The organism is Nonomuraea sp. N2-4H, from assembly GCF_045291505.1.
Taxonomy (GTDB): Bacteria; Actinomycetota; Actinomycetes; order Streptosporangiales; family Streptosporangiaceae; genus Nonomuraea; species Nonomuraea fastidiosa.
On record NZ_CP147987.1, the window covers coordinates 835,826 to 858,982 of the forward strand.

Genomic DNA, 23,157 nt, shown 5'->3' on the forward strand with positions numbered 1-23,157 from the left:
ACATTCGGATGCGGGTGGTGTACCGGGGGCTGGCCGTGGCCGGCGCCGTCGTGGTCGTCGCCGCGACGCTGGCCGTGGTGCTCCCGTCCGAGCCGGACGAGGTCGCGGCGGGGCCGGTTACCGCGCCGCCGGCCGCACCGTCCTCGTCCGGCTCCGCACCTGTGCCCCCGCCCACTGCGTCTCCGTCGGCCACTCCCGTCAAGGAGCGGGCGACGCCGCGTCCGGGCACCTCGCTCGCGCCCGGCTACACGGCCATGGAGGCCCTGTACGCCGACCCGCGCGTGCCCAGGCTGACCCGCTCCGTCAAGCGCATGCCCCTGCGCTCCCCGGGCAAGCGCTTCATCAAGGACCGCAGGGCCTGGCTGGTGCCGAGGCTGCCCCGGCCGTGGAAGAGGTACGGGGCGGCGCCGTTCACCACCAAGCAGGTGCTGCCCAAGCAGCGCGGCACCGCGTTGCGCGGCGTCTTCGTCACCTGCCCGCTTCCGATCATGAAGCAGAAGTCCCCGCGCGACACGGCGCTGCTGGCCGCCCGCTGGACGCTCAACCACCACCCCAAGGGCTCGCGCATCACCTGGCTGGCCTCCCAGCCGGTCAAGCGCGGATGGATGCTCGCCTACCGCGTCACGTACGGCAAACACAGCTCCCGCGCCGCCGTCGTCGTGGTCGACGGGGGAATGAGCAAGCCGGGACTGGCGTTCGTGTCAGTGCCGGATTCGCAGCGCAAGCAGTGGCGCGACATCGGCCGCGTGGCCTCAGGGGTGCGTGTTCTAGGCTAGAAAGATCATGAAAGCGGCGATGTTGGGGAGTGACGCCGTGGAACGCTCTGGACCGCCGCAGGCGCCGAATAAGGGCAAGGGTAAACCGCCCTGGCGTTCGGAAGGCCTGCCCGGCACGCCCGGAGGCCGGCCCAAGATCAATTGGTGGCGCTTCATCGTCACCTTGCTCGTGGTGTACGCGGGTTTCTTCGTCGTGTCGTCGTTCGTCGACAGCGGCTCGGTGGAGACGATCTCGTACACCGAGTTCACCAAGCAGGTGAACGCCAAGAACGTCAAGGACATCTACGCCCAGGGCCTGTCGGTCGAGGGCGACCTGCGCACGCCGGCGAAGAACCCCGAAGGCGGCGCCACGTACACGCGCTTCGCCACCGAGATCCCTGCCTTCGCCAACACCGACCAGCTCGACGAGCAGCTCGCCAACGGCCAGGTGGAGATCACCTCCAAGCCGATCACCCGCGGCTTCTTCTCCAACCTGCTGCTGTCGCTGCTGCCCGTGCTGCTGCTGGCCGGCCTGTGGATCTGGATCATGCGGCGCGGCGCCAGCATGATGGGCGGCGGCCTGGGCGGGCTCGGCAAGTCGAAGGCGGCCAAGCCCGTCGACGCCAACCAGGTGCGGGTCACGTTCGAGGACGTCGCGGGCATCGACGAGGTCGAGAACGAGCTCGTCGAGATCGTCGACTACCTCAAGGACCCCGCCAAATACCGCAGGCTGGGCGCCAAGCTGCCCAAGGGCGTGCTGCTCGCCGGCCCTCCCGGCACCGGCAAGACGCTGCTGGCCAGGGCGGTCGCCGGTGAGGCCAAGGTGCCGTACTTCTCCGCCAGCGCATCCGAGTTCATCGAGATGATCGTCGGTGTGGGCGCCTCGCGGGTGCGCGACCTGTTCGAGGAAGCACGCAAGGTGGCGCCGTCGATCGTGTTCATCGACGAGATCGACGCCATCGGCCGCGCCAGGGGCGGCGCCGGCGGCATCGGCGGCCACGACGAGCGCGAGCAGACGCTCAACCAGATCCTCACCGAGATGGACGGCTTCTCCGGCGCCGAAGGCGTGATCGTCATCGGGGCCACCAACCGTCCCGAGATCCTCGACCCGGCGCTGCTGCGTCCCGGGCGCTTCGACCGTACGGTGCAGGTGGGCCTGCCCGACGCGGCCGGTCGCACCGCGATCCTCGCCGTTCACACGCGCGGCGTGCCGCTCGACGGCGAGGTCAGCCTCGAACAGATCGCCAAGACCACGCCCGGCATGACCGGCGCCGACCTGGCCAACCTGGTCAACGAGGCGGCGCTGCTCGCCGCCAAGCGCGGCCGCGAGAAGGTCACCATGTCCGACTTCGCCGACGCGCTGGAGAAGCTGCAGCTCGGCGCGGCCCGCAGCATCGTCATGCCGGAGGAGGAGCGCACCCGCACCGCCTACCACGAGGCCGGTCACGCGCTGCTCGGCATGCTCCAGCCCGGCGCCGACCCGGTCAGGAAGATCTCCATCATCCCGCGCGGCCGGGCGCTCGGCGTCACGCTCTCCACCCCCGACACCGACCGCTACGCCTACGACGAGCAGTACCTGCGCGGGCGCATCACCGGCGCGCTCGGCGGCATGGCGGCCGAGCAGGTGGTGTTCGGCGTCATCACCACCGGCGCCGAGAACGACCTCGAACAGGTCACCATGATCGCCCGCGGCATGGTGGGCCGGTGGGGCATGTCGGAGAAGGTCGGCCCGCTGACCATCCTGCCCAACGACGGCCAGCAGCCGCAGGCGTCGCCCGTCACGCTCGCCATGGTCGACGAGGAGGCGCGGCGGATCGTGGACGAGTGCTACGAGCGCGCCGTTCAGATCCTCACCGACAACCGCGACAAGCTCGAGGCCATCGTGGGGGCGCTGCTCGAGCACGAGACGCTGGACGAGACCGAGGCGTACGCGGCGGCCGGGCTGCCGAGGCCCGACGAGGACGGCAAGCCGGACGCCTCCGGCGGCGAGGGCGACAAGCCGGCCGCGTCCTCGGACGGTGACGGTATGTCTCCCGCGTCCCCCGACGGGGACGGCAAGCAGACCGCCTCCGCCGACAGGGACGGGAAGCCGGCGGCCGCCTCCGACGTGAACGGGAAGCCGGCCGCCTCTTCGCGCCCGACGGCCTCGCCGCAGCACTCGCCCGCGGAGGTGCGGCGCACGGCGGCGGAGGGGCGCTGACGTTTGCCGCAGGGCTCTGCTGACGGGTTGCCTCAGAGCTCTGCTGACGGTCGCCGCACGCTCTGCAGACGGTTCCCGCAGGGCTCTGAGCGACGGCGTGTCCTTTCCAAAATTTAGGACATTCCGGACGTTGCTTGGAGTCCTGCTCGGGAACGTTTCCCGAGACAAGTGTGATCGGGGGACCGTCGTGACACTTAATGACGAGCTTCTCGCCGGACTCGGAGCCCCAGGGCTGGAACAGATCGCGGGGATGCTCGGTACCGACCAGCTCACGGCCCGCAAAGTCACCGAAGCCGTGTCCGGAACGATCGTGGGCGGCCTGGCGTACAACGCCGCACACCCGGACGGCGCCGACGCCCTGCGCGGAGCGCTCGACGACCACATGGACGCCGACCCCTTCAACGGCGATGTCGCCTCTCTGACCCGCGACGGACACAGCATCCTCGGTCACATCTTCGGCGCCCAGGCCACCGAACGGGCCGCCGCCCGGCTCGCCCAGCTCGCCGGCGTCGGCTCCGCGCGCATCATGAAGCTGATGCCCCTGATCGCCCCCATGATCATGTCCCTGCTCGCCAACCGGGCCGTCGAACGCGGTATGGACTCCGCTGCCCTCGCCGACGACCTCGACCGCGAGCGGACGTCTCTCTCGGGCGGGCTCGGAGAGCTCATCGACGAACTGCTGGGCGACGTCCTCGACGGGAGCGGCATGCCGCGGCCGCCCGCGCCGTACCCGGCGTATCGGACGGAACGGGAAGTGACGCCGGGGAGCACGTACAACGCGGACTGGTGATCGTTCGCGTGCTGTTCGTTTTCCGGATTCTCCCTACAACCCCGACTGGAGCTTCCACCTCGACCCCGACACGATCTCCTTCTTCGACCTCACGACGGAGGTCTGCGACGCCGGCACCCAGTACGTGGAGGACCACCTGGACGAGGTCGGGGGCGCGTTCCTGCCGGGCAACGTGTGGTGCCCGTGGCGCTCCCACCTGGTGGAAGAGGTCAGCGGCTCCTGAGGGCGCTTCGTAGCGACTGACGGCGCGGCACTTTCGATGGCCGGGAGTGCCGCGTTCTTCATGTTTGTCTGGGCCGGTGTGCCGCGCGCTCGTTCCGGCTCGTGCGACGCGTTCGTTCTGACTGGCGTGCCGCGCTTGATTTGGCCGGCGTACCGCGCTCATCGCGTTGAGCCCACCAGCACCCGGCCGCTTCCATCGCCTCTATCGCCGGGCGCAGGGCTCGGTGCCCCGCGAAGCCGCCTCCAACGCGTCCATCGCCGGGCTCGGAGCGCGGCGTGCCTCGAAGCAGCGTCTATGAAGCAGCGTCCATCGGCCCGGCGTGGTGCGTCCCGAAGCCGCTCCATCGCAGGCTCCCGGTGCGGCGCGCTCCCGAACCACCGCCTCGCCGACCGCGCGAGGAAGCCGGGTTCCGGTGCGGCCCCTGCCCGCAGCCGCCGCCCGCGCCTCGTATTGGTGCCCGGAGCCGCCGCCCGCGCCTCGCGTTGTTGCCTGCAACCACGCGAGGCGCCATCACGCCGCAACTGGCACCTGCGGCCCGCCTCATCGCCCGCACCGTCTGGCCGCACGCACGCTCGCCTGCCCGCGCCACGCCGACGTTGATTCACCGATCTGTGCGGTCGCCTCGTCGTTCGGTGGCGTCGGCGACCGTCTGTCCTGGGCCGTGGGTGCTGGGGCGGTTCGCTGCGGGATGGACGACCCGCCCGGGTGGCTGCTTGACAACGAGGGCCGGGAGTGACATGGGGCCGTCCTGCGGCCGGTAGGCTGTTGTGGTGATCGTTCTGGCTTCAGCCTCCTCCGCACGCCTGGCTCTCTTGCGCAGTGCCGGGCTCGACCCGAAAGTGATCGTCAGCGGCATCGACGAGGATTCCTACTCCGCCTATTCTCCCGCCGCGCTCAGCCTGGTGCTGGCCAAGGCGAAGGCGGAGGCGGTGGCGAGCGGGCTCGACGAAGGACTGGTCATCGGCTGCGACTCGATCCTGGAGCTCGACGGCCGCCCGTACGGCAAGCCCGCGACCCGCGAGGAGGCCATGGAGCGGTGGCGCCTCCTGCGCGGCCGCACGGGCCGTCTCGTCACCGGTCACTGCGTCATCGACGTCGCCGCGGGCCGCCAGGCGGCCGAGGTCGGCACCACGGTGGTGCGCTTCGCGCAGCCGTCCGAGGAGGAGATCGCCGCGTACGTCGAAACCGACGAGCCGCTCAACCTGGCCGGGGCGTTCAGCATCGAGGGACGCGGTGGCTGGTTCGTGGACAGCATCGAAGGCGACCACGGCAACGTGCTCGGGATCTCCCTGCCGCTGCTGCGCGAGCTGTTCGCCGAACTCGGTTACTCGATCACGTCGTTCTGGCGCTAGCCTGCCGGGCATGCGAGCAGTGCGTGATTTCACCGGCGGGGTCGGCTTCTTCTTCGAAGGGCTCGGGTGGGTCGCCAGGCATGGCAGATGGTGGCTGTTCGGGCTGATTCCGGCGCTGATCGCGTTCGCGGTCTACGTGATCGCGTTAGTCCTCCTCGGGACGAACGCCTCCGACCTGGCCACGTTCCTGACGCCGTTCGCCGATACGTGGAGCTGGCGGGAGATCTTCCGCGGGGTGGTGGCCGTCGCGCTGGTCCTGGGCGGGCTGGCGGTGGCTGTGCTGACGTTCACGGCGGTGACCCTGACCATCGGCGACCCGTTCTACGAGCGGCTGTCGACCGAGGCGGATCCCTTGGAGTCGGAGGACGACCAGCCGTGGTGGCGTACGCTGCCGCGATCCATCCGCGACAGCCTGGTGACCCTCTTCTACATGCTGCTCTTCACGGTCCCGCTGTTCTTCCTGGGGTTCGTGCCCGTGGTCGGCCAGACCGTGGTGCCGGTGCTGGGTGCGCTCGTGTCCGGGTTCTTCATGACCGTCGAGCTCACCACCTTGGCGCTGGAACGTCGTGGCATGGCGCGCAAGGAGCGTTTCGCGTTGTTGCGGGCTAATAAGGCCAGTGCGCTGGGGTTCGGGGTGGCGGTCTTCGTGCTGTTCCTGGTGCCGTTCGTGGCGGTGATCGCCATGCCGGCGGCGGTGGCGGGGGCGGCTCTGCTCGTACGGAACCGGTTGGCGCCTGTCGCCTGACCTGCGTACGGGGGCCTTGTCCACCTGCGTACGGGGGCCTTGCCCACCTGCGTACTGGGGCCTTGCCCACCTGCGTACGGGAGTTCTGCCTATCTGCGCGCTGCGGGCGACGAGGCCGCAACCCGTGATCCACAGCAAAGAGTCTGAGACCACCTGATGGCGCGATGCCCGCGGTGCGGGCGATGAGGCCGTAAGCCGCTATCCACAGGGTCGCCTCGCGCCTCTTCCGTCGTCCACAGAACCGCATTCGGCCAATCCAGAGCCTTCGCCGCCCGGCACCCTATGGGGCCATGACGACGAACCGCTCGCCTCGCCCGGCCTCTCGTACCCCCATCACCTCCAGCTCACCATCGGCGTTCGTCCCGGCGCCACGCTCGCCCATCACCCGTGCCTCCACACCCACCACGGAAGTCACCGGCACGTGGGGCTTTACACCCTCAGCCCTGGAGAGCTCGGAGCTCAAGACCGCAGCAACCGCGAAGACCGTCCAAGACGGGCCTGCCGCGGAGACCTCAGAGCCCGACACCTTCAGTCCTGCTGCCCTGTACCCCAACAGGACCGACACCCGCAGAGCCGAGTCCGACAGGACCGACGCCGACGGGCTGGATGCCGACCGCCGTGACATCAACGGGACAAGCACCGACAGGGCGGACACCGACGGGCAGGAAACCGACCGCGGGGACGCCGTGATGACGGACACCACCGCCATGAAGACGGCCGGCACGGACGCGAGTGCCACGAGGACGGCCGGCTCGGGCGCGAGCGGCACGAGGACGGCCGGCTCGGGCACGAGTGCCACGAGGACGGCCGGCACGGGCGCGAGTGCCACGAGGACGGCCGGCTCGGCGCGAGTGCCACGAGGACGGCCGGCACGGACACGAGCGCGAAGAAGGGAACGGAGGAGGGCAGCCCGGACGGTGACATCTCCGACCCCTTCAAGTTCTCGTCCGAGCCGTGCCTGACGCTCACCTGCCCCACCGACATCCTGGCCGCCGTCCCCTACCTGGTGGGCTTCCACCCCGCCACGAGCCTCGTCGTGGTCGGCCTGGCGAACGGGCGCGCCAAGATGGTGGCCAGGTGGGGCCTGCCCTTCCCGCCCGGCACCCTCAACGCGATGGCCCCGCTCATCGACCGCGAAGAGGTCACCGACCTCGTGATCGTCGGCTACGGCCCGGGTGACCTGGTGACACCGGCGGTCGACGAGGCCAGGAACCTCGCGATGGCGACCGGCGTGCACGTGGGGGAGGCCCTGCGGGCACATGAGGGCCGCTACTGGTCCTACATCTGCGACGTACCGACCTGCTGCCCGGCTGAAGGCACCCCTTACGACCTCTCGACGAGTCCGATCGCGGCCGAGGCGACCGTACACGGGCTGGTGGCCCTCCCCAACCGCGAAGCGCTCGAACGTACCGTCGCCCCTGTGACGGGCCCCGTGCGGACGGCCATGCGCAAGGCCACGTCCGAAGCGATCGCCGGCTTCAGAGCGGACCTCATGGCCGCCCGCGACCTCGACACCTTCGCCCGGGACTTCGTCGCCGACGGCTTGGCCAGGGTCCGCTCGGCCCTGGAGATTCATACGGGAGGAGGCCGGCTCAACGACGAGGAGGCGGCGAAGCTGGGCCTGGCCTTGGCGGTCATGAGAGTGCGAGACGAGGCATGGACCCTCATGCACGAGTCCCACGCCGCGCTCTGGAGGGACCTGACCCGCCGCCTGGAGCCGCGCTTCGTACCCCCGGCCGCGTCCCTGCTCGCCATGGCCGCCTGGCGCGCCGGCGACAGCGTCCAGGCCACGGTAGCCCTCGAACGCGCCCTGACCACGGACCCCGGCTACTCGATGGCCAACCTGCTCATGCACGCACTTCACAACCTGCTCTCCCCGTCCATCCTGCGCGACCGCCTCCCCACCCCTGCAGAACTGGACACCGCCATGGGCCCCGTCAGCCCCGCCTGGCTCCTCCCCCTGATCAACCTCCTGGACGAAGAAGGTCCAGACCCCACGGAGTAACGCACCTCGCCAGGGGCCGAAGGTACGCGCTCAAAGCCACCCACCTCAGCACCCGGCTCACCCCTCAACACACACCGCGAGGCACGGTCGCCTAGGAGCCCGCAACCCATCACCACGCAGCCACGCCGACGTCCGACTGTCACGGCACGAGGTCGCCGACGACAGCTGGCCTTCGGCCGCGCACCCCTGCATGCGGGAAGAAGGGCCGACGTCCGACTGTCACGGCACGAGGTCGCCGACGACAGCTGGCCTTCGGCCGCGCACCCCTGCATGCGGGAAGAAGGGCCGACGTCCGACTGTCACAGCACAGGTCGCCGACGACAGCTCGCTTCCGGCCCCGTCCCCGCCCGCATGCGGAAGGAAGGTCTGCATGATCACCCGTTGGACCGCCTGAACAAGGAGGTCGAACGTCGCACCGCCGTGTTCGGCATCGTCCCCAACCCCCGAAACACTGCTGCGGCTGGGCCGGTATCCCCTCACCCGCCATCCTCAGAGCTACGTTCCTGTGTCTCAGAGGCTGATCGCGGTCCCCTCGGCTGGGGTGTGTCCCGGCGTCATCTTTGGCTGGAAGGCGTCCCGGCATCGCCATCGGCCGGGAAGCGTTCCGGTACCGCCGTCGGTTGGGTTGTGCGCCTGCCGCGCCATCCGCTGGGCTGCATCCCCATGCAGCCTTCATCAAGCGGTGGCTTTCGCTGTCTGTCGCTGGGTGGCATCCCGCCTCCCTGGCCGCTGGGTGGCATCCCGCCTTCCCGGCCGCTGGGTGGCACCCCGCCTCCCCGGCCGCTGGATGGCACCCCGCTCCCTGGCCGCTGGGTGGCATCGTGGTGGGCGCGTTTGCTGGGCGGCCTCCTCGTGTCCGCGTTCGCTGGGTGACGCTGCCGGGCCGTCATCCCACTACGGCATCGCCCGTACCGGGTTGTGCATTGCCGACGTTCTGTTCCTCAGGATGCGGTCGCTGGCGGGGGAGAGCAGCTGACGAACTTGGGAAACTCCGGCTGCAAAGAACCCCGCGGCCGTAACTCCGGTGGGTCGCCGGCGAACTCGGGAAACCCTCGCTGATCGGAGCAGGTCACCAGGGGACTTTTGGGCATGACGACAGTCGGGGTAGCGCTCGGCGACGGAGAGGAGGCTAAAGGGAGCCTTCTTCTCTTTTGCGGCGCTCGTTGTAGGTGCGCATCCGCTGCGGGTACCCCGTCAACTGCACGTCGTACACCGGCAAGGCGAGATCGCGGGCGACCTTGTGGATCACGGCGGGGGAGCCGACCCTGCGCCTGGTCCACTCGCCGTCGTCGGCCACCGCCACGGCGGTGGTGTCGGTGGCGAAAGTCTCAGGTTCGACGTAGAACTCGACGCCTCGCCGCGAACGGGCAAAGGCGATGAGCGCCTCGATGTCGGCGTCAGTCGCCTCGCGGTCGAACTTCGCGATCTTGCGGCCGCGCAGTCGACGAATGCCGTAGCGGTCTCGCCATCTCATGAATCCTTTTTATACCGTCTCGGGCTCGAGCGCGTCGGGGACGATCTAGGGGACGCATCCGGGATTCTCCTGATGCACGAACCGCTCAGGCGACGCAGTATGTCAGTATCAGCTCGATACTCTGAGGGAGAGGCATGGCGAATATGGCTGGGGTGCCGAAAACCCCCGGGCCGGGGCGGATGCCGCCAGCTCATCTGCGCGTCACCAACCAGGACCGCGAACACGTGGTGGAGCACATCAAAGCCGCCTACGCGGACGGACGCTATGACAAGCTTGAGTTCGACGAGCGTTTGGAACGCGCGATGACCGCGCGCACGCACGGCGACCTCATGCCCATCATGAATGAGATCTACGGCCCGAACGCCGTGCCACAGCTCGCCCCCATGCCGCCCGCTCCGGTGGCGCAGGAGGGTCCGGCCGAGAGCCACGAGCGCCTCGGCGGCGCCCTCGCCCACCTGATCCCGCTCCTCGGGTTCCCGATCGTCGGCCCGCTGCTCCTGCTGGTAACGGGCGCGAAAACCTCGCCCTACATGCGCAAGCACGCCCTCGAAGCGCTCAATTTCCAGATCACCGTGGTCGGGGCCACGATATTGCTGCCGTTCACCGTCGTCGGGATCGTGCTCTTGCCGTTCATCCTGGTCTTTGGGGTGGTGCTTTCCGTGGTCGGCGGCGTCAAGGCCCTGCAGGGGGACGATTTCCGTTACCCGATGACGCTCCGCCTGGTGAAGTGACCGGGCCGGGGTCTCACCTTAGTTTCCGGGGCGTTTCTGTACGTCGTCGCGTCGTCCCGCCGAGGTTCGTGCATCTCGGCGGGTGTACTGCTTTTTGGTGCGATATGGGGGTCGAGTGAGTCCGCGTCCCTGATATAAATCAGGGTGGATTTCGGTGAATGTCCTGCTCAGGCGGCTGCGGTTAGGGTCTTCTGTTTGTGGCGATGGGCGGGTGTTTGCCGGCGCAGCGCGTGGTCGTCGTCCGCTCGGCAGAACTCGCGGGCTCGCGGGCTCACGAGATCACGGGCTAACGACGCTTGCGGGCTTACGGCGGCCGTGGGCTTATGGCCGTTTGGGGCTCACGGGTGCGGGCTCATGGGCTCACAGGCTCATAGCGTTCGGCAGGGCCACGGCGTTCGGCAGGGCTCACAGCGTTCGGCAGGGTCCCGGTGTTTGGGGCCGTGGGTGGTCGGCCCCGCAATGCTGCGGGAGGCGTGTAAGCGTCCTGCGGTCAGCGGGCGAGGACCTCGTACTTGACCTGCATGACCCCGGCGCTGGTGTTGCCGATGGCGGCGAAGGCGGCCGTGGAGAGGTCGAGGCAGCGGCCTCCGACGTACGGGCCTCGGTCGTTGATGCGGACCGTCACCGACTCGCCGGTTCTGGGGTTGGTGACGCGGACCTTACTGCCCAGCGGGAGGGTCTTGTGGGCGGCCGTCATGGCGTTGGGGTTGAAGCGTTCGCCGCTGGCCGTCATCTGGGGCTCGCCGTAGTAGGAGGCGCCGCAGGTGCCCGAGGAGATGACGCGGAGCTTCGGCTTCTTGGGCTTCGACGCTGCCGGTCGGTTTGCGGTGCTCTGCTCGGTAGAGGTGGTACGGGTGCCGCTTGAGGCTCTCTGGTCGGCCGCAGAACGTCGGTGGGTGGATGAGGGGCGTTCGGTGGAGGTGGGTGCCGATGGCGAGGGAACCGCGGCTTTGGGGAGGGTGGCCGAGTTCTGGTGGTCGGGGGAGGTGGTGGGGTCTGGCTGGGTGGCCCTCGCCAGGTCCTGGGTGGGTGCGGGCGACGGGGATGCCTTCGTGGTCGGGGAAGGCGGGGTGAGGGCCGCTGCGGGCTTGGGGGAGTCGTCGTTGCCGATCATGGCCCAGGCGGTGGTCGAGGCGGCTGCCGCGATGGCCACGCCGGCTGTGATGGCGGCCCAGCGGCGCTGACTCGGGGAGAGCTTGCGGGTCTGCGGGGACGGCTTGCGAGAGTGCTGGCCCAAGGTAAACCACGGTCCTGGATAGGGGATAGGGCAGGGAAAGGCCGGGCCGGCAGGGGTGGATGGCGTACGGCGGCCGATCCGACGGCGGGGCAGGGGCCCGCGCGGTCGGGGACGAAGATATGCGACAAACAGCAGGTAAAGGCAACTTAATGGGACATCCAGTGATGTTTCTCACCGTGGTTAAGTCCGTCCCAAAGGGTGGATCTTGATCCAGGCGGTGCGGGAGGTCGCCCGCCGACCGCAACCACGAACGCGAGCATCGTCGGCTTCTTCGCGCGGACGGTGGGCTGCACGTCGGCTGCGGTGGGGCTCGTTCGGGACGCTCGTCGGGGGCGGTGACGCAGAGTCGCGAGCGCAGCGCAGATCGTGGGTGAAGCGGAGGGGGCTGAACCGCTCCGGTTGAGGGATGAACGTGGTGGCGAGGGCCCGTTCAGCCAAGGGCAGGCCAAGCGCTCCGGGAGAGCTGAAGCGCTCTGGGTAGGGCACGGCACCTCAGGCAGGCCGAGACCTACCAAGGCAAGCCAAGGCCAGCAAGCCCTGTCAGGGCGGTCCAAGACCCGTGAAGGCAGGCCAAGACTTGTTAGGGCGCAAGACCCGTCAAGGTGGGCGGGACCTTTCAAGGCGGGCCTCAAGGCGGGCCAAGACCTTTCAAGGCGGCCCAGACCTGTCAAGGCGAACCAAGACCTGCGAGGGTAGGTCAACGCCTGTCAGGGCAGACCGAGGCAGGGATGCGTGTCGGGCTTGGCCAGAGTCTCCTGGGTGCCCATAGGCGCGGGCGCTCTCAGCCGGTGGAGGTCTGGCGTGCTTCTCACCCGACGACCTGATCCTGGAGCGCGGCGCTGCCGAGGGTTCCACGGTGCACGGGCGAGGGTTCATTCCCGCAGTGCGCGGGCGTGCGTTCAGAGGAGGAGGGCGCGGACCGTGTCGACGGTGTCGGCTTCCTCGGGACGTTTGTCCGGGCGGTAGCGCAGGACGCGGGCGAAACGGAGGGCCATGCCGCCGGGGTAGCGAGGCGAGCGCTGCACGCCGTCGAACGCGATCTCCACGACCAGCTCAGGGCGCAGCCGTACGGTCCACGAGTCGGTGGGCCCCTCGGCCAGCTCCAGGAAGCGCTCGGTCTGCCAGGCGAGCAGCTCGTCCGTGAGCCCCTTGAACGTCTTGCCGAGCATCACGAACCCGCCCTCCGGGTCGCGTGCACCCAGGTGGAGGTTGGAGAGCTTGCCTTCGCGGCGGCCGTGGCCCCATTCGGCGGCAAGGACCACCAGGTCGAGCGTGTGGCGGGGCTTGACCTTGATCCAGCCCGCGCCGCGTCGCCCGGCCGCGTACGGCGAGTTGAGCGACTTGACCACGAGCCCCTCATGCCCTGCCTTGACCACGTCGGTGAAGAACTTCTCCGCCTCCGCCACGTCCCCCGTCACCAGGCGCGGGGTCAGCAGGGCCGGCGGCACCGTACGGGCCAGGACCTCCTGGCGCTGCGAATAGGGCAGATCGAGCAGGTCGGCGCCGTCGACGCGCAGCGCGTCGAAGAAGAACACGCTCAGCGGCGTGCGCTCGCGCAGCTGAGCGACGTTGGTCTTGGAGGAGACGCGCGCCGAGGTCACCTGGAACGGATGCGGGCGGCCGTCCGGGCGCAGGGCGATCACCTCGCCGTCGAGTACGAGGTCGCCGGACGGCATCTCCAGGACCGCCTCGACCAGCTCGGGGACCTGCGGGGTGATGTCGTCGAGCGTACGGGTGAAGACCCGCACCTCTTCGCCGGAGCGGTGGGCCTGCACGCGGATGCCGTCGAGCTTCCACTCCAGCGCGGCCGGGGCGCCGGCCTTGTCCAGGGCGGCGGCGACGTTGGGGGCGCTGCCCGCCAGCATCGGCGCGACCGCTCGCCCCACCTCCAGCCGGAACGCCCGCAGCGCCTCCACCCCGCCGCTCAGCGCCGCCGCACCGACGGCGGGCAGCGAGCCGCGCAGGGTCAGCGCCCGGCGTACGTCGGCTGACGGCGCACCCGACGCCTTGGCCACCGCCTCGATCATGACGCCGTCGAGGGCCCCCTGCCGCAGCTCCCCGAACAGCAGCCGCCGCATGAACTGCTGCTCCTGGCTCGTCAGCCCCGCGAACAGCTCGGCCACCAGCGCCTTGCGCGCCGCCTGCGAACCCTGGCCCGACACCGCCTTGATCCGGCTGAGCAGCGCGTCGACCGACGTCAGCGTGGCGGTGGCGGCCAGCTTGGGCTGCGGGATCTCCTCCAGCGTGCGCCAGCCCACGCCCACCTGGCGCTGGGGCAGCTCGCCCGACAGGTAGGAGATCGCGATCTCCGCCTCGTCCGGGCCGACCCGGCCCAGCAGCTCCGCCAGGTGGCCGATCTTGCCTAGCCTGGCGGACGTGCGCGTCACCGCCTCGGAAACCCGGACCACGTCGATCAGAAGCACAGGCCTATGGTGCCTCACGGGGGTGACATTTCCCCACCTGATATCGGCATATCTGCAGAGTGTGTCGGTAAAGCGGGTGAAGGCCCTGGATATGGTGCTGTGGCGAAAAAGGGGATCTAGTCGGCTGTTGGTGTGGCGGTAATACTCCGCCTCCGCGCGCGGGCGGGAAATGCGAGGGGAGAGTGGGTGGATACGGGGCGGTGGACAGGCGAGGGCGGGTCTCCGTAGTGGAAGCGGTACGCGGGCGTGCGTCGGTAGATGTCCGCGGCCGAAGGGGGCGGCGCGTCGGGAGGTGTACGTGGTCGAAGGGGGGCGGCGCGTCGGTAGGTATCCGTGGTCGAAGGGGGCGGCGCGTCGGTGGGTGTCCGTGGCGGAAGGGGGCGGCCGGGCGCGCGTTGGTGGGGACGCCCGGAGTAGGAACGGGGTCGCGAACGTTGCGAGCGGGCGTGGGCGCCGCCGTGGCTGGGCGTCGATGGCGGGGCGTCGATGGCGGGGCGGGGTCAGTGGCGGGACGGGATGCCGGTGGCGGGACGGGATGTCGGTGGGACGGGGTGGGTGGCAATCGGGGTTCATGGCGCGCGTGCTTGCCGAGGCGGGAACGCTGCCGGGGACCCTCGTGGCGGGTGCCTGCGGCTGGGAACGAGTGCGCAAGCGCGAAGGGGTCGATGGGGACGGGTGTCGGACGCTGGTGGGGGGAGAGCGTCTGCGCGGAAGCGGGTGCGCGAAGTCCCGGTCAGCGCCCGGGGCGAAGACGATGCCCCGAGCGCGAGGAGTGAGTGGGTGGCCGGGTCGTGGGGGCGCTGATACGCGGGGTGCGCGGCGTGGGCCGGAGGCGGAACGGGTGCCGCGAACGTCTGCGGTGGGTGATCGCGGCCGGGACAGGTGCTGCTGCGCGCAGGGGCGTGCGTTCGCGGTCGTGCGAGCTCGTCGGGCCGAGCGTTCGCCAGCAACAACTGCTCGGGGCGGTGTCGCGGTGAGACCGTGTGCGCGGGGAGAGCGGGTGCGCCGTAGGCCCGTGTGCGCGGGGAGAGCGGGGGTACGCGGTGGGACCGTGTGCGCGGGGAGAGCGGGTGCGCCGTGGGCCCGTTAGCGGGTGCGCGGGAAGGGGTGGGTCCCGGGGCCGTGCGGGGCCGGGGCGTCCTTTCGTTGAGGGCGCCCCGGCTCAAACGGACGTCAGTTCACGCCGAGCAGGTCGACGACGAAGATGAGCGTCTCGTTCGGCTTGATGCGCGGCGGAGCGCCGCGGGTGCCGTACCCGAGGTGCGGCGGGATGACCAGCTTGCGCCGGCCGCCCACCTTCATGCCCACGACGCCCCGGTCCCAGCCGCTGATGACGTGCCCGGCGCCCAGCGGGAACTCGAACGGCTGGCCGCGGTTCCACGACGCGTCGAACTCCTCTCCGGACGAGAACGAGACGCCCACGTAGTGGACGCGTACCTTCTGGCCGGCCTTCGCCTCGGGGCCGTCGCCGACGGTGATGTCCTCGATTTCGAGATCGGCGGGCGGGTTGCCACCGGGGAAGTCGATCTCGGGCTTTTCGAGTGCCACGAATAGGCTCCTGTTGTCGTTGAACACGGACCCGACGACTCTATGCGGTGGCGCGGCGCGGTCGTGCAGAGCCACCCGTCCCCAGATGTCACCAGCTCTGGTGCAGCGGCATGCCCTCGGCGTACCCGGACGTGCTCTGGACCCCGACGACGGCCCGCTCGTGGAATTCTTCCAGGTTGGACGCCCCCGCGTACGTGCACGCCGACCGCAGCCCGGCCACGATGGCGTCGATCTGATCTTCGACGCTTGGCCGCTTGGGGTCGAGGTACATGCGCGAGGTGGAGATGCCCTCCTCGAACAGCGCCTTCCTGGCCCGCTCGAACGGGGTGTCGTCGGCGGTCCGCAGCCGGACGGCGCGCGCGGACGCCATGCCGAAGTTCTCCTTGTACTTGCGGCCGTTGGCGTCGGTGTGGGTGTCGCCGGGCGACTCGTACGTTCCGGCGAACCAGGAGCCGATCATCACGTTGGAGGCGCCGGCGGCCAGGGCGAGCGCCACGTCGCGCGGGTGCCGCACGCCGCCGTCGGCCCACGCGTGCCGCCCGAGCCTGCGGGCCTCGGCGGCGCATTCGAGCACGGCGGAGAACTGCGGCCGACCCACGCCGGTCATCATCCGGGTGGTGCACATGGCGCCGGGCCCGACGCCGACCTTGACGATGTCGGCTCCGGCGTCGACCAGGTCGCGTACGCCGCCGGCGGTCACGACGTTGCCCGCCGCGACCGGCACGCCGGGGTCGAGGGCTCTGACGGCGCGCAGAGCGGAGATCATCTTCTCCTGGTGGCCGTGCGCGGTGTCGACGACCAGGCAGTCGATGCCGGCGTCGAGAAGCTCCTTGGCCTTGGCGGCCACGTCGCCGTTGACGCCGACGGCGGCGGCGATGCGCAGCCTGTTCTGATCGTCGACGGCTGGCTGGTAGAGGGTGGCGCGCAGCGCGCCCGTACGGGTGAGGATGCCGACCAGCCGCCCGTCGCCGTCGACGATGGGTGCGAGGCGGTGGCGGCCCTCGTGCAGCCGCTCGAACGCGCCGCGCGGGTCGAGCCCGGCGGGCAGGGTGAGCAGCTCGCTCGACATGACCTGGGAGAGCTGGGTGAACATGTCGACGCCCCGGCAGTCGGCCTCGGTGACGACGCCGACGGGGCGGTTCTCCCAGTCGACCACGATGACCGCACCGTGCGCCCGCTTGGGCAGCAGCTGCAGGGCCTCGCCGACGGTGGCGTGCGGGGTGAGGGTGAGCGGTGTGTCGTGGACGAGGTCGCGCTTTTTGACCCAGTCGACCACGTTGGCGACGACGTCGAGGGGGATGTCCTGCGGGATGACGGCGATGCCGCCCCGCCGTGCCACGGTCTCGGCCATGCGCCTGGCGACCGCGGTCATGTTGGCCACGACGATGGGGATGGTGGTGCCCGTGCCGTCGTTCGTCGAGAGGTCGACAGCGAGCCGCGAACCGACCGCGGAACGCGACGGCACCATGAACACGTCGCTATAGGTCAGGTCGTAATGGGGCTCGAGGTCGTTGAGAAATCTCACGTTCATCCATCTTATGTGCTGACTGGTCAACAGGGGTTTTCCCCCTTTCCGGGGGCCTTATGATCGGCCCGGACACTTTTGGGGGAGGGAGGGTCTGTGAACGTCACGGAAAGGGCCGAGCTGATCGTTGTCGGCTACGTCGTTCGCACCACCAATGCCGACGAAATGGATCCGGCGCGCGCGAAACTGCCGGCGGTGTGGCAGCGGGCGGGCGCTCCTGGAGCTTTCGCCCATGTGCCGGGCCGTGTCGACGAGAACCTGTACGCGGTGCTCACCGACTTCGAGAGCGATCATCACGGGGCCTTCACGCAGATCGTCGGCACGGGCGTGCGCACGGTGCCGCGCCTGCCGGAGGGGATGGTGGCGGTCCGCGTGCCGGCCGGGCAGGCGATGAAGATCGAGGTACGCGGGCCGATGCCGCAGGCGCTGACCGACACCTGGCAGCAGGTGTGGAAGCACACCGAGTCGGGCGGTGCTCCGGCGCGCGCCTTCACCACGGATCTCGAGGTGCATCACCCCGAGGGCGTGGACCTGTACATCGCGGTCTGACGGACCGGATGCAAAGGTGCATCGCGGTCTGACGGATCGCGTTCAGAGGTACGCAGCGGTCTGACCAGACCGCATCCGAAGGTTGAGAGACCGAGCACGGCGGCCGCCGTGCTCGGCGGCCGCGGCCAGGCCGGGCGGCAAGGGCGCGCGGCTGCACGAGGCGATCACGCTCAAGGACTACGCGCCCGCCGCCCGCCGGCACTCCGGCTGACGGACGGTCAGGCGAGCACTCCCTGCTCGCGGAGCTTGGCCGCCTGCTCAGCCGGGAGCCCCCAGCCGGACAGGTCCTCAAGGCGGGTGGCGGGGGACAGGTCGGGAGCGGGCACGCCGAGCAGGCGCGGCGCGGGCATCGGCTGGACGACGCCGCCGACGTCGGTGAACGAGCCGCGCGCCACGTTGTGCGGGTGCGCGGCGGCCTCGGCCATCGACAGCACGGGCGAGACGCAGGCGTCGGAGCCGTCGAAGACCTCCTCCCACTCGGCGCGGGTGCGCTTGCGGAACTCCGCGGCCAGCCGGTCGCGAAGGGCTGGCCACTGGGCGGGGTCGTTCCTGTCGGGGAGGCCGGGATCGCCGTCCAGACCCATGCGGCGCAGCAGCTCGGCCCAGAACTTCGGCTCCAGCGCGCCGACGGCGAGGTACTGCCCGTCGGCGGTCTCGTACGTGTCGTACTGCGGGGCCCCGGTGTCGAGCAGGTTGGTGCCGCGCGGGCCCCAGGCGCCGCTCTGGACGGCCTGGTAGAACATGGCGAACAGCACGGCGGCGCCGTCCACCATGGCCGCGTCGATCACCCGGCCCTTGCCGGTGCGCTCCCGCTCGTACAGGGCGAGCAGCACGCCGTAGGCCAGCATGAGCCCGCCGCCGGCGAAGTCGCCGAGTATGTTGATCGGCGGGGTGGGCTTGCCGCCCGCGCGGCCGAGCATCGACAGCACGCCGGAGATCGCGATGTAGTCGATGTCGTGCCCGGCGGTCGGGGCGAGCGGCCCGTCCTGGCCCCAGCCGGTCATCCTGCCGTAGATCAGCCGCTCGTTGACGGCGTGCAGGTCGTCGGGGCCGATGCCGAGCCGTTCCGCCACGCCGGGGCGGAAGACCTCGATCACCACGTCGGCGTTCCTGGCCAGCTCCTTGAACGCGGCCACGCCCTCGGGCGACTTCAGATCGAGCCCGATCGTGTGCTTGCCGCGGTCCATGACGTCCCTGCGGGGAGCGTCGCGCACGGCGCCGACCCGGTCGACGCGCAGCACGTCGGCGCCGTGGTCGGCGAGCATCATGCCGGCGAACGGTCCTGGGGCGAGCCCGGCGAGCTCCAGCACGCGCACGCCGGTCAGCGGACCTCGGCTAGTCTCGGGCATCGGCCTCTCCTTGCTTGGGATCCCGACCAAGTAGAACAACATTCGGTGATCTTCTGCAAGCGGCCTTGCCGACCTCCCCGCGAAGTCCGGGCAGGTATGGGAAACTTGCCCACTGTTCGGGTGGTCTACAGGTGGCCGTCGATGACGGCTGCCTGCAGCAGGCGCACACGCGCCGCTACAGGGGTAGGACATGGTTTCGGAGAGCAACCGGCTCATCGCAGGGCGCTACCAGTTACTGCGCGAACTGGGCCGCGGCGGGATGGGTGTGGTCTGGGAAGGCCGCGACACGCTGCTCAACCGGCAGGTGGCCATCAAAGAGGTGCTGCTGCCGGACAGCCTGTCGCCGGCCGACAAGGAACGCCAGCTCCTGCGGACCGCTCGCGAGGCCCGTACGGCGGCCAAGCTCAACCATCCCAACGTCGTCGCCATCTACGACGTGGTCGAGGAGGGCGGCCGGCCGTGGATCGTGATGGAGCTGGTCAGCCACCCGTCGGTGGAGCAGGTCGTGCTCACCACGGGTGCGCTGCCGGTGCGGGAGGCGGCGAGCCTGGGCCGTCAGGTGCTGTCGGCGCTGCGCGCCGCCCATGAGGCGGGCATCCTGCACCGCGACGTCAAGCCCAGCAACATCCTGTGGTCGGAGAAGGACGGCCGCGCGGTGCTCATGGACTTCGGCATCGCGACCGTCGAGGGCGACGTCTCGCTGACCAGCACCGGCATGGTGACGGGCTCGCCGAGCTTCCTCGCGCCGGAGCGGGTACGCGCCGAGAACGCGGGCCCGGCGTCCGACCTGTGGTCGCTGGGCGCCACGCTGTACGCGTGCATGGTCGGCCGCTCGCCCTTCGACCGCGGCGACGCGATGTCCACGCTCAACGCGCTCCTCACCGAGGAGCCCGACTACCGGCGCATCCCGCCGATCATGCACCCGATCCTGAAGGGCCTGCTGCAGAAGGAGCCCGAGGACCGGGTGGACGCCGACGAGGCCGACCGGCTGCTGCAGGCCATCATCGCGGCCAAGCCGGCGCCCGTGGACTTCGACGATCCGGATCGCAAGCGCGGTGGCGGCCGCGCCCTGCTCGCCGCCGCCGCGACGGTGGTGCTGGTGCTCACGGGCGGCGCGGTCGCGTACTTCAGGACGGCCTCGCCCGCCGAGGGCACGCCGCGCGCCACCACGCAGCCGGCCGCCGCGACCAAGCCCATCACGCCGACGGCCACGCCCACGGCGACGCAGACGAGCGCGACGCCGACCCCCACGCCCAGCGCCGCCAGGCGCGCCCCCCTGGTGCGGGTGTGGAAGTCGCGCGACGGCTGGGCCATCCTGCGGCCGACCGGCTGGCGGGGCGCGCTCGGCGAGGCGTACACGGAGTGGACCCGCCGCGACCGCAACGCCCACCTCGGCGTGGAGGCCGTCTACAGCCGGCTCGACCCCCACCAGCTCATGCGCGACTCGCAGGAGACGTTCCGGCAGAACGCGCGCACGGTGGTCAACCGCGGGCAGCGCACGGTCATGCACAAGGGCATCAAGGCCGTGGAGTGGGAGTTCACCTGGATCGCGGGCGAGCAGAACGACGCCGCCTGGGTCCGGCCCGGCACGCGCTACCACGAGATCCGCAGGGCCCTGGCCACCGACGAGGCCGCGTACGTGCTGTCGTGGACGGTCACCGAGGACCAGTGGCTGCGTAACAGGGCACTGATGCGGCAAGTGATCGGCAGCTTTACTGTGAGGGCATGACCCCCTGGAACCTGCTGGCCCTGCCTCCGCTTCCCGAAGAGCTGCTCCGCGGCCTGCTCGCGCCGCTCGGCGACCGGGTGGAGGTCAGGGTGCCCGCCTCCCGCGACCGCGCGGCGCTGCTCGCCGCGCTGCCGGAGGCGGAGATCGTGCTGGGCGACTGGACCGGCGAGCTCGTCATGGACGCCGAGGCCGTCAAGGCGGCGCCGCGCCTCGCGTTCGTGCAGCAGCCGTCGGTCGGAGTCGACGGCCATGACCTCGACGCGCTGGCGGCGGCCGGGGTGCCGCTGGCCAACACGCCGGGCGTCAGCGCCGTGGCGGTCGCCGAGTGGTGCCTGGCCGCCACGCTGGCGCTGCTGCGCAAGCTGGCCGAGGCCGACGCCGCCGTACGCGCGGGCAAGTGGCCGCAGCAGAGCCTGCAGCCCCACGAGCTGCGCGGCCGGCGGGTCGGCGTGGTCGGCTACGGCCCGATCGGCGCCGGCTGCGCCGCGATGTTCCGCGCGCTCGGCTGCGAGGTGTCCTACTGGACCCGCACGCCGCGCGAGGACCCCGGCTTCGCCGACCTCGACACGCTCGTGTCCACCTCCGACGTCGTGGTCGTCGCGATCGCGCTGTCGGCGCAGACCCGCGGCCTCATCGACCCCGGCCGCATGAAGCAGGGCGCGCTGCTGGTCAACGCGGCCAGAGGCGGCGTGGTGGACCAGAAGGCGCTGGTGGCGGCCCTGAGCGAGGGCCGGCTGGGCGGCGCCGCGCTCGACGTGTTCGACGTGGAGCCGCTGCCGCCCGGTGACCCGCTGCGCGAGCTGCCGAACGTGCTGCTCTCCCCGCACGTGGCCGGCGTGACCGCCGAGTCGACCGGCCGCCTGCTCACCGTCACCCTCGACAACCTCGCCGCCGCCGTCGAGGGCCGCGAGGTGGACGGCGTCCTGAACGGCGTTCGGCCGGTGATCGTCCGAAAACTTCCGCAATCACCTACCAATTAGGCGATTCACCTGGCACGATAAACAGTTTTCGTGTCTTTAACGCACCCCGGTCTGTTCGGGCCGGGCGGGTGGAGATACCGTGCTACGGACGATCTCTACCAGCTCAAGGGGGTGCTACGTGAACGAGCGACGCGTACCTGAAGGGCGCGGCGCCGGCACGGCACCGACGGAGGAGGGGCCGTGACGACGACGATGTCGACACACCGACGGGCAGTAGAGCAGATTCGGCAGTCGTACGCCGAGATCCCGGGCGACGCGGCTCCCCGGCTGGCCAAGGCCACGTCCAACCTCTTCAGGTTCCGCGACGGCGGCAGGACGGCCAAGCTCTCGGCCAAGGATCTCGACGAGGTCATCAGCGTCGATCCCGAGACGATGACCGCCGAGGTGCAGGGCATGACCACCTACGAGCACCTGGTGGACGCCACGCTGCCGTACGGGCTCATGCCGTACGTGGTGCCGCAGCTCAAGACCATCACGCTGGGCGGCGCCGTGACCGGGCTCGGCATCGAGTCCACGAGCTTCAGGGACGGCCTGCCGCACGAGTCGGTCGAGGAGCTGGAGATCCTCACCGGCGACGGCCGCATCGTCGTCGCCCGCGACGACAACGAGCACCACGAGCTGTTCCGCGCCTTCCCCAACTCCTACGGGACGCTGGGCTACGCGCTGCGCATCAGGATCAAGCTGCGCAAGGTGCAGCCGTACGTGCACCTCACCCACGTCAAGTTCACCGACGCGGGCAAGTGCATGCTGGCCATGCAGGAGATCTGCGACAGCATGGTGTACCAGGGCGAGAGCGTCGACTTCGTCGACGGCGTCTTCTTCGGCCCCGGCGAGATGTACATCACGCTCGGCCGCTTCGCCGAGCGCGCCCCGTACGTCTCCGACTACACCGGCATGCGCATCTACTACCAGTCGATCAGGCAGCGCAGCCGCGACTGGCTGACGATCCGCGACTACCTGTGGCGCTGGGACACCGACTGGTTCTGGTGTTCGCGCGCGTTCGGCGTGCAGCAGCCGGTGGTGCGCTCGCTGATGCCGCGCCGCTGGATGCGCTCCGACGTCTACCGCCGCCTGGTCGCGCTGGACAGGAAGTTCGGCCTGACGGCCCGCATCGACCGCTGGCGTGGCAAGCCGGTGAGCGAATCGGTCATTCAGGACGTCGAGACGCCCGTCGAGCGCGGGGCCGAATTCCTGGAGTTCTTCCACGAGAAGGTGGGCATGACTCCCGTGTGGATGTGCCCGCTGCGCGCCGGGTCTCGGTGGCCGCTCTACCCGCTCGAGCCGGGCAAGCTCTACGTCAACTTCGGATTCTGGGGAATGGTGCCGCTGCCAAAGGGCCAGTTCGACGGTTACTACAACCGGCTCATCGAGCGTTCCGTGCACGATCTCGACGGCCACAAGTCGCTCTACTCGACCTCGTACTACGCGCGTGAGCAGTTCTGGCAGCTGTACAACGGCGACGCCTATTGGCCGGTCAAGCAGGCATACGACCCCAACGGACGCCTGCTCGACCTGTACGAAAAGTGTGTGCGGGGAAGGTGA

At 70.1% G+C, this 23,157-nt stretch carries 20 protein-coding genes; 13 read left to right on the top strand and 7 right to left on the bottom strand.

Annotated elements, in window-relative coordinates:
* Window positions 1-8 precede the first annotated feature (8 nt).
* From WBK31_RS03885 to WBK31_RS03905, 5 genes are all read left to right on the top strand, one after another.
* Window positions 9-776: a hypothetical protein gene (locus WBK31_RS03885; RefSeq protein WP_406674335.1), complete on the top strand. Its 768-nt coding sequence runs from the start codon at window positions 9-11 to the stop codon at window positions 774-776.
* A gap of 19 nt (window positions 777-795) precedes the next feature.
* On the top strand, window positions 796-2,955 hold the full coding sequence (ftsH, locus tag WBK31_RS03890; RefSeq protein WP_406674336.1) for an ATP-dependent zinc metalloprotease FtsH: 2,160 nt from the start codon (window positions 796-798) through the stop codon (window positions 2,953-2,955).
* Between the two features lie 130 nt (window positions 2,956-3,085).
* Window positions 3,086-3,745, top strand: a complete 660-nt coding sequence (locus WBK31_RS03895) for a DUF937 domain-containing protein (RefSeq protein ID WP_364067062.1) — start codon at window positions 3,086-3,088, stop codon at window positions 3,743-3,745.
* A 993-nt stretch (window positions 3,746-4,738) separates the two neighbouring features.
* Window positions 4,739-5,320, top strand: coding sequence for a nucleoside triphosphate pyrophosphatase (locus tag WBK31_RS03900; RefSeq protein ID WP_364067061.1), 582 nt, complete (start codon window positions 4,739-4,741; stop codon window positions 5,318-5,320).
* Window positions 5,321-5,330: 10 nt separating this feature from the next.
* Window positions 5,331-6,065 (top strand): EI24 domain-containing protein, encoded by a 735-nt coding sequence (locus WBK31_RS03905; RefSeq protein ID WP_364067059.1) that lies wholly within the window; start codon window positions 5,331-5,333, stop codon window positions 6,063-6,065.
* A gap of 280 nt (window positions 6,066-6,345) precedes the next feature.
* Here WBK31_RS03905 and WBK31_RS03910 read toward each other — a convergent pair whose 3' ends face one another.
* The gene (locus WBK31_RS03910; RefSeq protein WP_406674337.1) at window positions 6,346-6,879 is read right to left on the bottom strand and encodes a hypothetical protein; all 534 of its coding nucleotides are present in this window, start codon (window positions 6,877-6,879) and stop codon (window positions 6,346-6,348) included.
* Between the two features lie 171 nt (window positions 6,880-7,050).
* On the opposite strand from WBK31_RS03910, the gene WBK31_RS03915 reads away from it, so the two are divergent.
* Window positions 7,051-8,070 (top strand): DUF4192 domain-containing protein, encoded by a 1,020-nt coding sequence (locus WBK31_RS03915; protein WP_406675444.1) that lies wholly within the window; start codon window positions 7,051-7,053, stop codon window positions 8,068-8,070.
* Between the two features lie 1,129 nt (window positions 8,071-9,199).
* Here WBK31_RS03915 and WBK31_RS03920 read toward each other — a convergent pair.
* The gene (locus WBK31_RS03920; RefSeq protein WP_364067057.1) at window positions 9,200-9,544 is read right to left on the bottom strand and encodes a hypothetical protein; all 345 of its coding nucleotides are present in this window, start codon (window positions 9,542-9,544) and stop codon (window positions 9,200-9,202) included.
* A gap of 134 nt (window positions 9,545-9,678) precedes the next feature.
* Here WBK31_RS03920 and WBK31_RS03925 point away from each other — a divergent pair, with 134 nt between their 5' ends.
* Window positions 9,679-10,275 carry a DUF1707 and DUF4870 domain-containing protein gene (locus WBK31_RS03925; RefSeq protein WP_364067056.1) on the top strand — a complete coding sequence of 199 codons (597 nt, stop codon included), beginning with the start codon at window positions 9,679-9,681 and terminating at the stop codon, window positions 10,273-10,275.
* 490 nt (window positions 10,276-10,765) lie between these two features.
* On the opposite strand, the gene WBK31_RS03930 is transcribed toward WBK31_RS03925, so the two are convergent.
* On the bottom strand, window positions 10,766-11,053 hold the full coding sequence (locus WBK31_RS03930; RefSeq protein WP_406675445.1) for a septal ring lytic transglycosylase RlpA family protein: 288 nt from the start codon (window positions 11,051-11,053) through the stop codon (window positions 10,766-10,768).
* On the opposite strand from WBK31_RS03930, the gene WBK31_RS03935 reads away from it, so the two are divergent.
* Window positions 11,040-11,459 (top strand): hypothetical protein, encoded by a 420-nt coding sequence (locus WBK31_RS03935; protein ID WP_406675579.1) that lies wholly within the window; start codon window positions 11,040-11,042, stop codon window positions 11,457-11,459. The two genes, WBK31_RS03930 and WBK31_RS03935, sit on opposite strands and share 14 nt — an antisense overlap.
* A gap of 952 nt (window positions 11,460-12,411) precedes the next feature.
* On the opposite strand, the gene WBK31_RS03940 is transcribed toward WBK31_RS03935, so the two are convergent.
* From WBK31_RS03940 to WBK31_RS03950, 3 genes are all read right to left on the bottom strand, one after another.
* Window positions 12,412-13,935, bottom strand: coding sequence for an ATP-dependent DNA ligase (locus WBK31_RS03940; RefSeq protein ID WP_364067053.1), 1,524 nt, complete (start codon window positions 13,933-13,935; stop codon window positions 12,412-12,414).
* A gap of 1,173 nt (window positions 13,936-15,108) precedes the next feature.
* Entirely contained in the window at window positions 15,109-15,483 is a 375-nt protein-coding gene (locus WBK31_RS03945) for an FKBP-type peptidyl-prolyl cis-trans isomerase (protein WP_364067052.1), read from the bottom strand.
* Window positions 15,484-15,571: 88 nt separating this feature from the next.
* Entirely contained in the window at window positions 15,572-17,008 is a 1,437-nt protein-coding gene (locus WBK31_RS03950) for a GuaB1 family IMP dehydrogenase-related protein (protein WP_406674338.1), read from the bottom strand.
* Window positions 17,009-17,104: 96 nt separating this feature from the next.
* On the opposite strand from WBK31_RS03950, the gene WBK31_RS03955 reads away from it, so the two are divergent.
* Together WBK31_RS03955 and WBK31_RS03960 are read left to right on the top strand one after the other, a co-directional pair.
* Window positions 17,105-17,557, top strand: coding sequence for an effector binding domain-containing protein (locus WBK31_RS03955; RefSeq protein WP_364067050.1), 453 nt, complete (start codon window positions 17,105-17,107; stop codon window positions 17,555-17,557).
* Window positions 17,558-17,639: 82 nt separating this feature from the next.
* Window positions 17,640-17,768, top strand: coding sequence for a hypothetical protein (locus WBK31_RS03960; RefSeq protein ID WP_406674339.1), 129 nt, complete (start codon window positions 17,640-17,642; stop codon window positions 17,766-17,768).
* A gap of 7 nt (window positions 17,769-17,775) precedes the next feature.
* On the opposite strand, the gene WBK31_RS03965 is transcribed toward WBK31_RS03960, so the two are convergent.
* Entirely contained in the window at window positions 17,776-18,906 is a 1,131-nt protein-coding gene (locus WBK31_RS03965; protein ID WP_364067047.1) for a CaiB/BaiF CoA-transferase family protein, read from the bottom strand.
* 190 nt (window positions 18,907-19,096) lie between these two features.
* Here WBK31_RS03965 and WBK31_RS03970 point away from each other — a divergent pair, with 190 nt between their 5' ends.
* The 3 genes from WBK31_RS03970 (at window position 19,097) to WBK31_RS03980 (ending at window position 23,157) form a co-directional block, all read left to right on the top strand.
* Window positions 19,097-20,635, top strand: coding sequence for a serine/threonine-protein kinase (locus WBK31_RS03970; RefSeq protein WP_364067046.1), 1,539 nt, complete (start codon window positions 19,097-19,099; stop codon window positions 20,633-20,635).
* A complete protein-coding gene (locus WBK31_RS03975; protein WP_378784659.1) occupies window positions 20,632-21,615 on the top strand; it encodes a 2-hydroxyacid dehydrogenase in 984 nt (327 codons plus the stop codon). The genes WBK31_RS03970 and WBK31_RS03975 overlap by 4 nt, the downstream gene beginning before the upstream one ends.
* Before the next feature lie 192 nt (window positions 21,616-21,807).
* Window positions 21,808-23,157, top strand: coding sequence for an FAD-binding oxidoreductase (locus tag WBK31_RS03980; protein ID WP_364067204.1), 1,350 nt, complete (start codon window positions 21,808-21,810; stop codon window positions 23,155-23,157).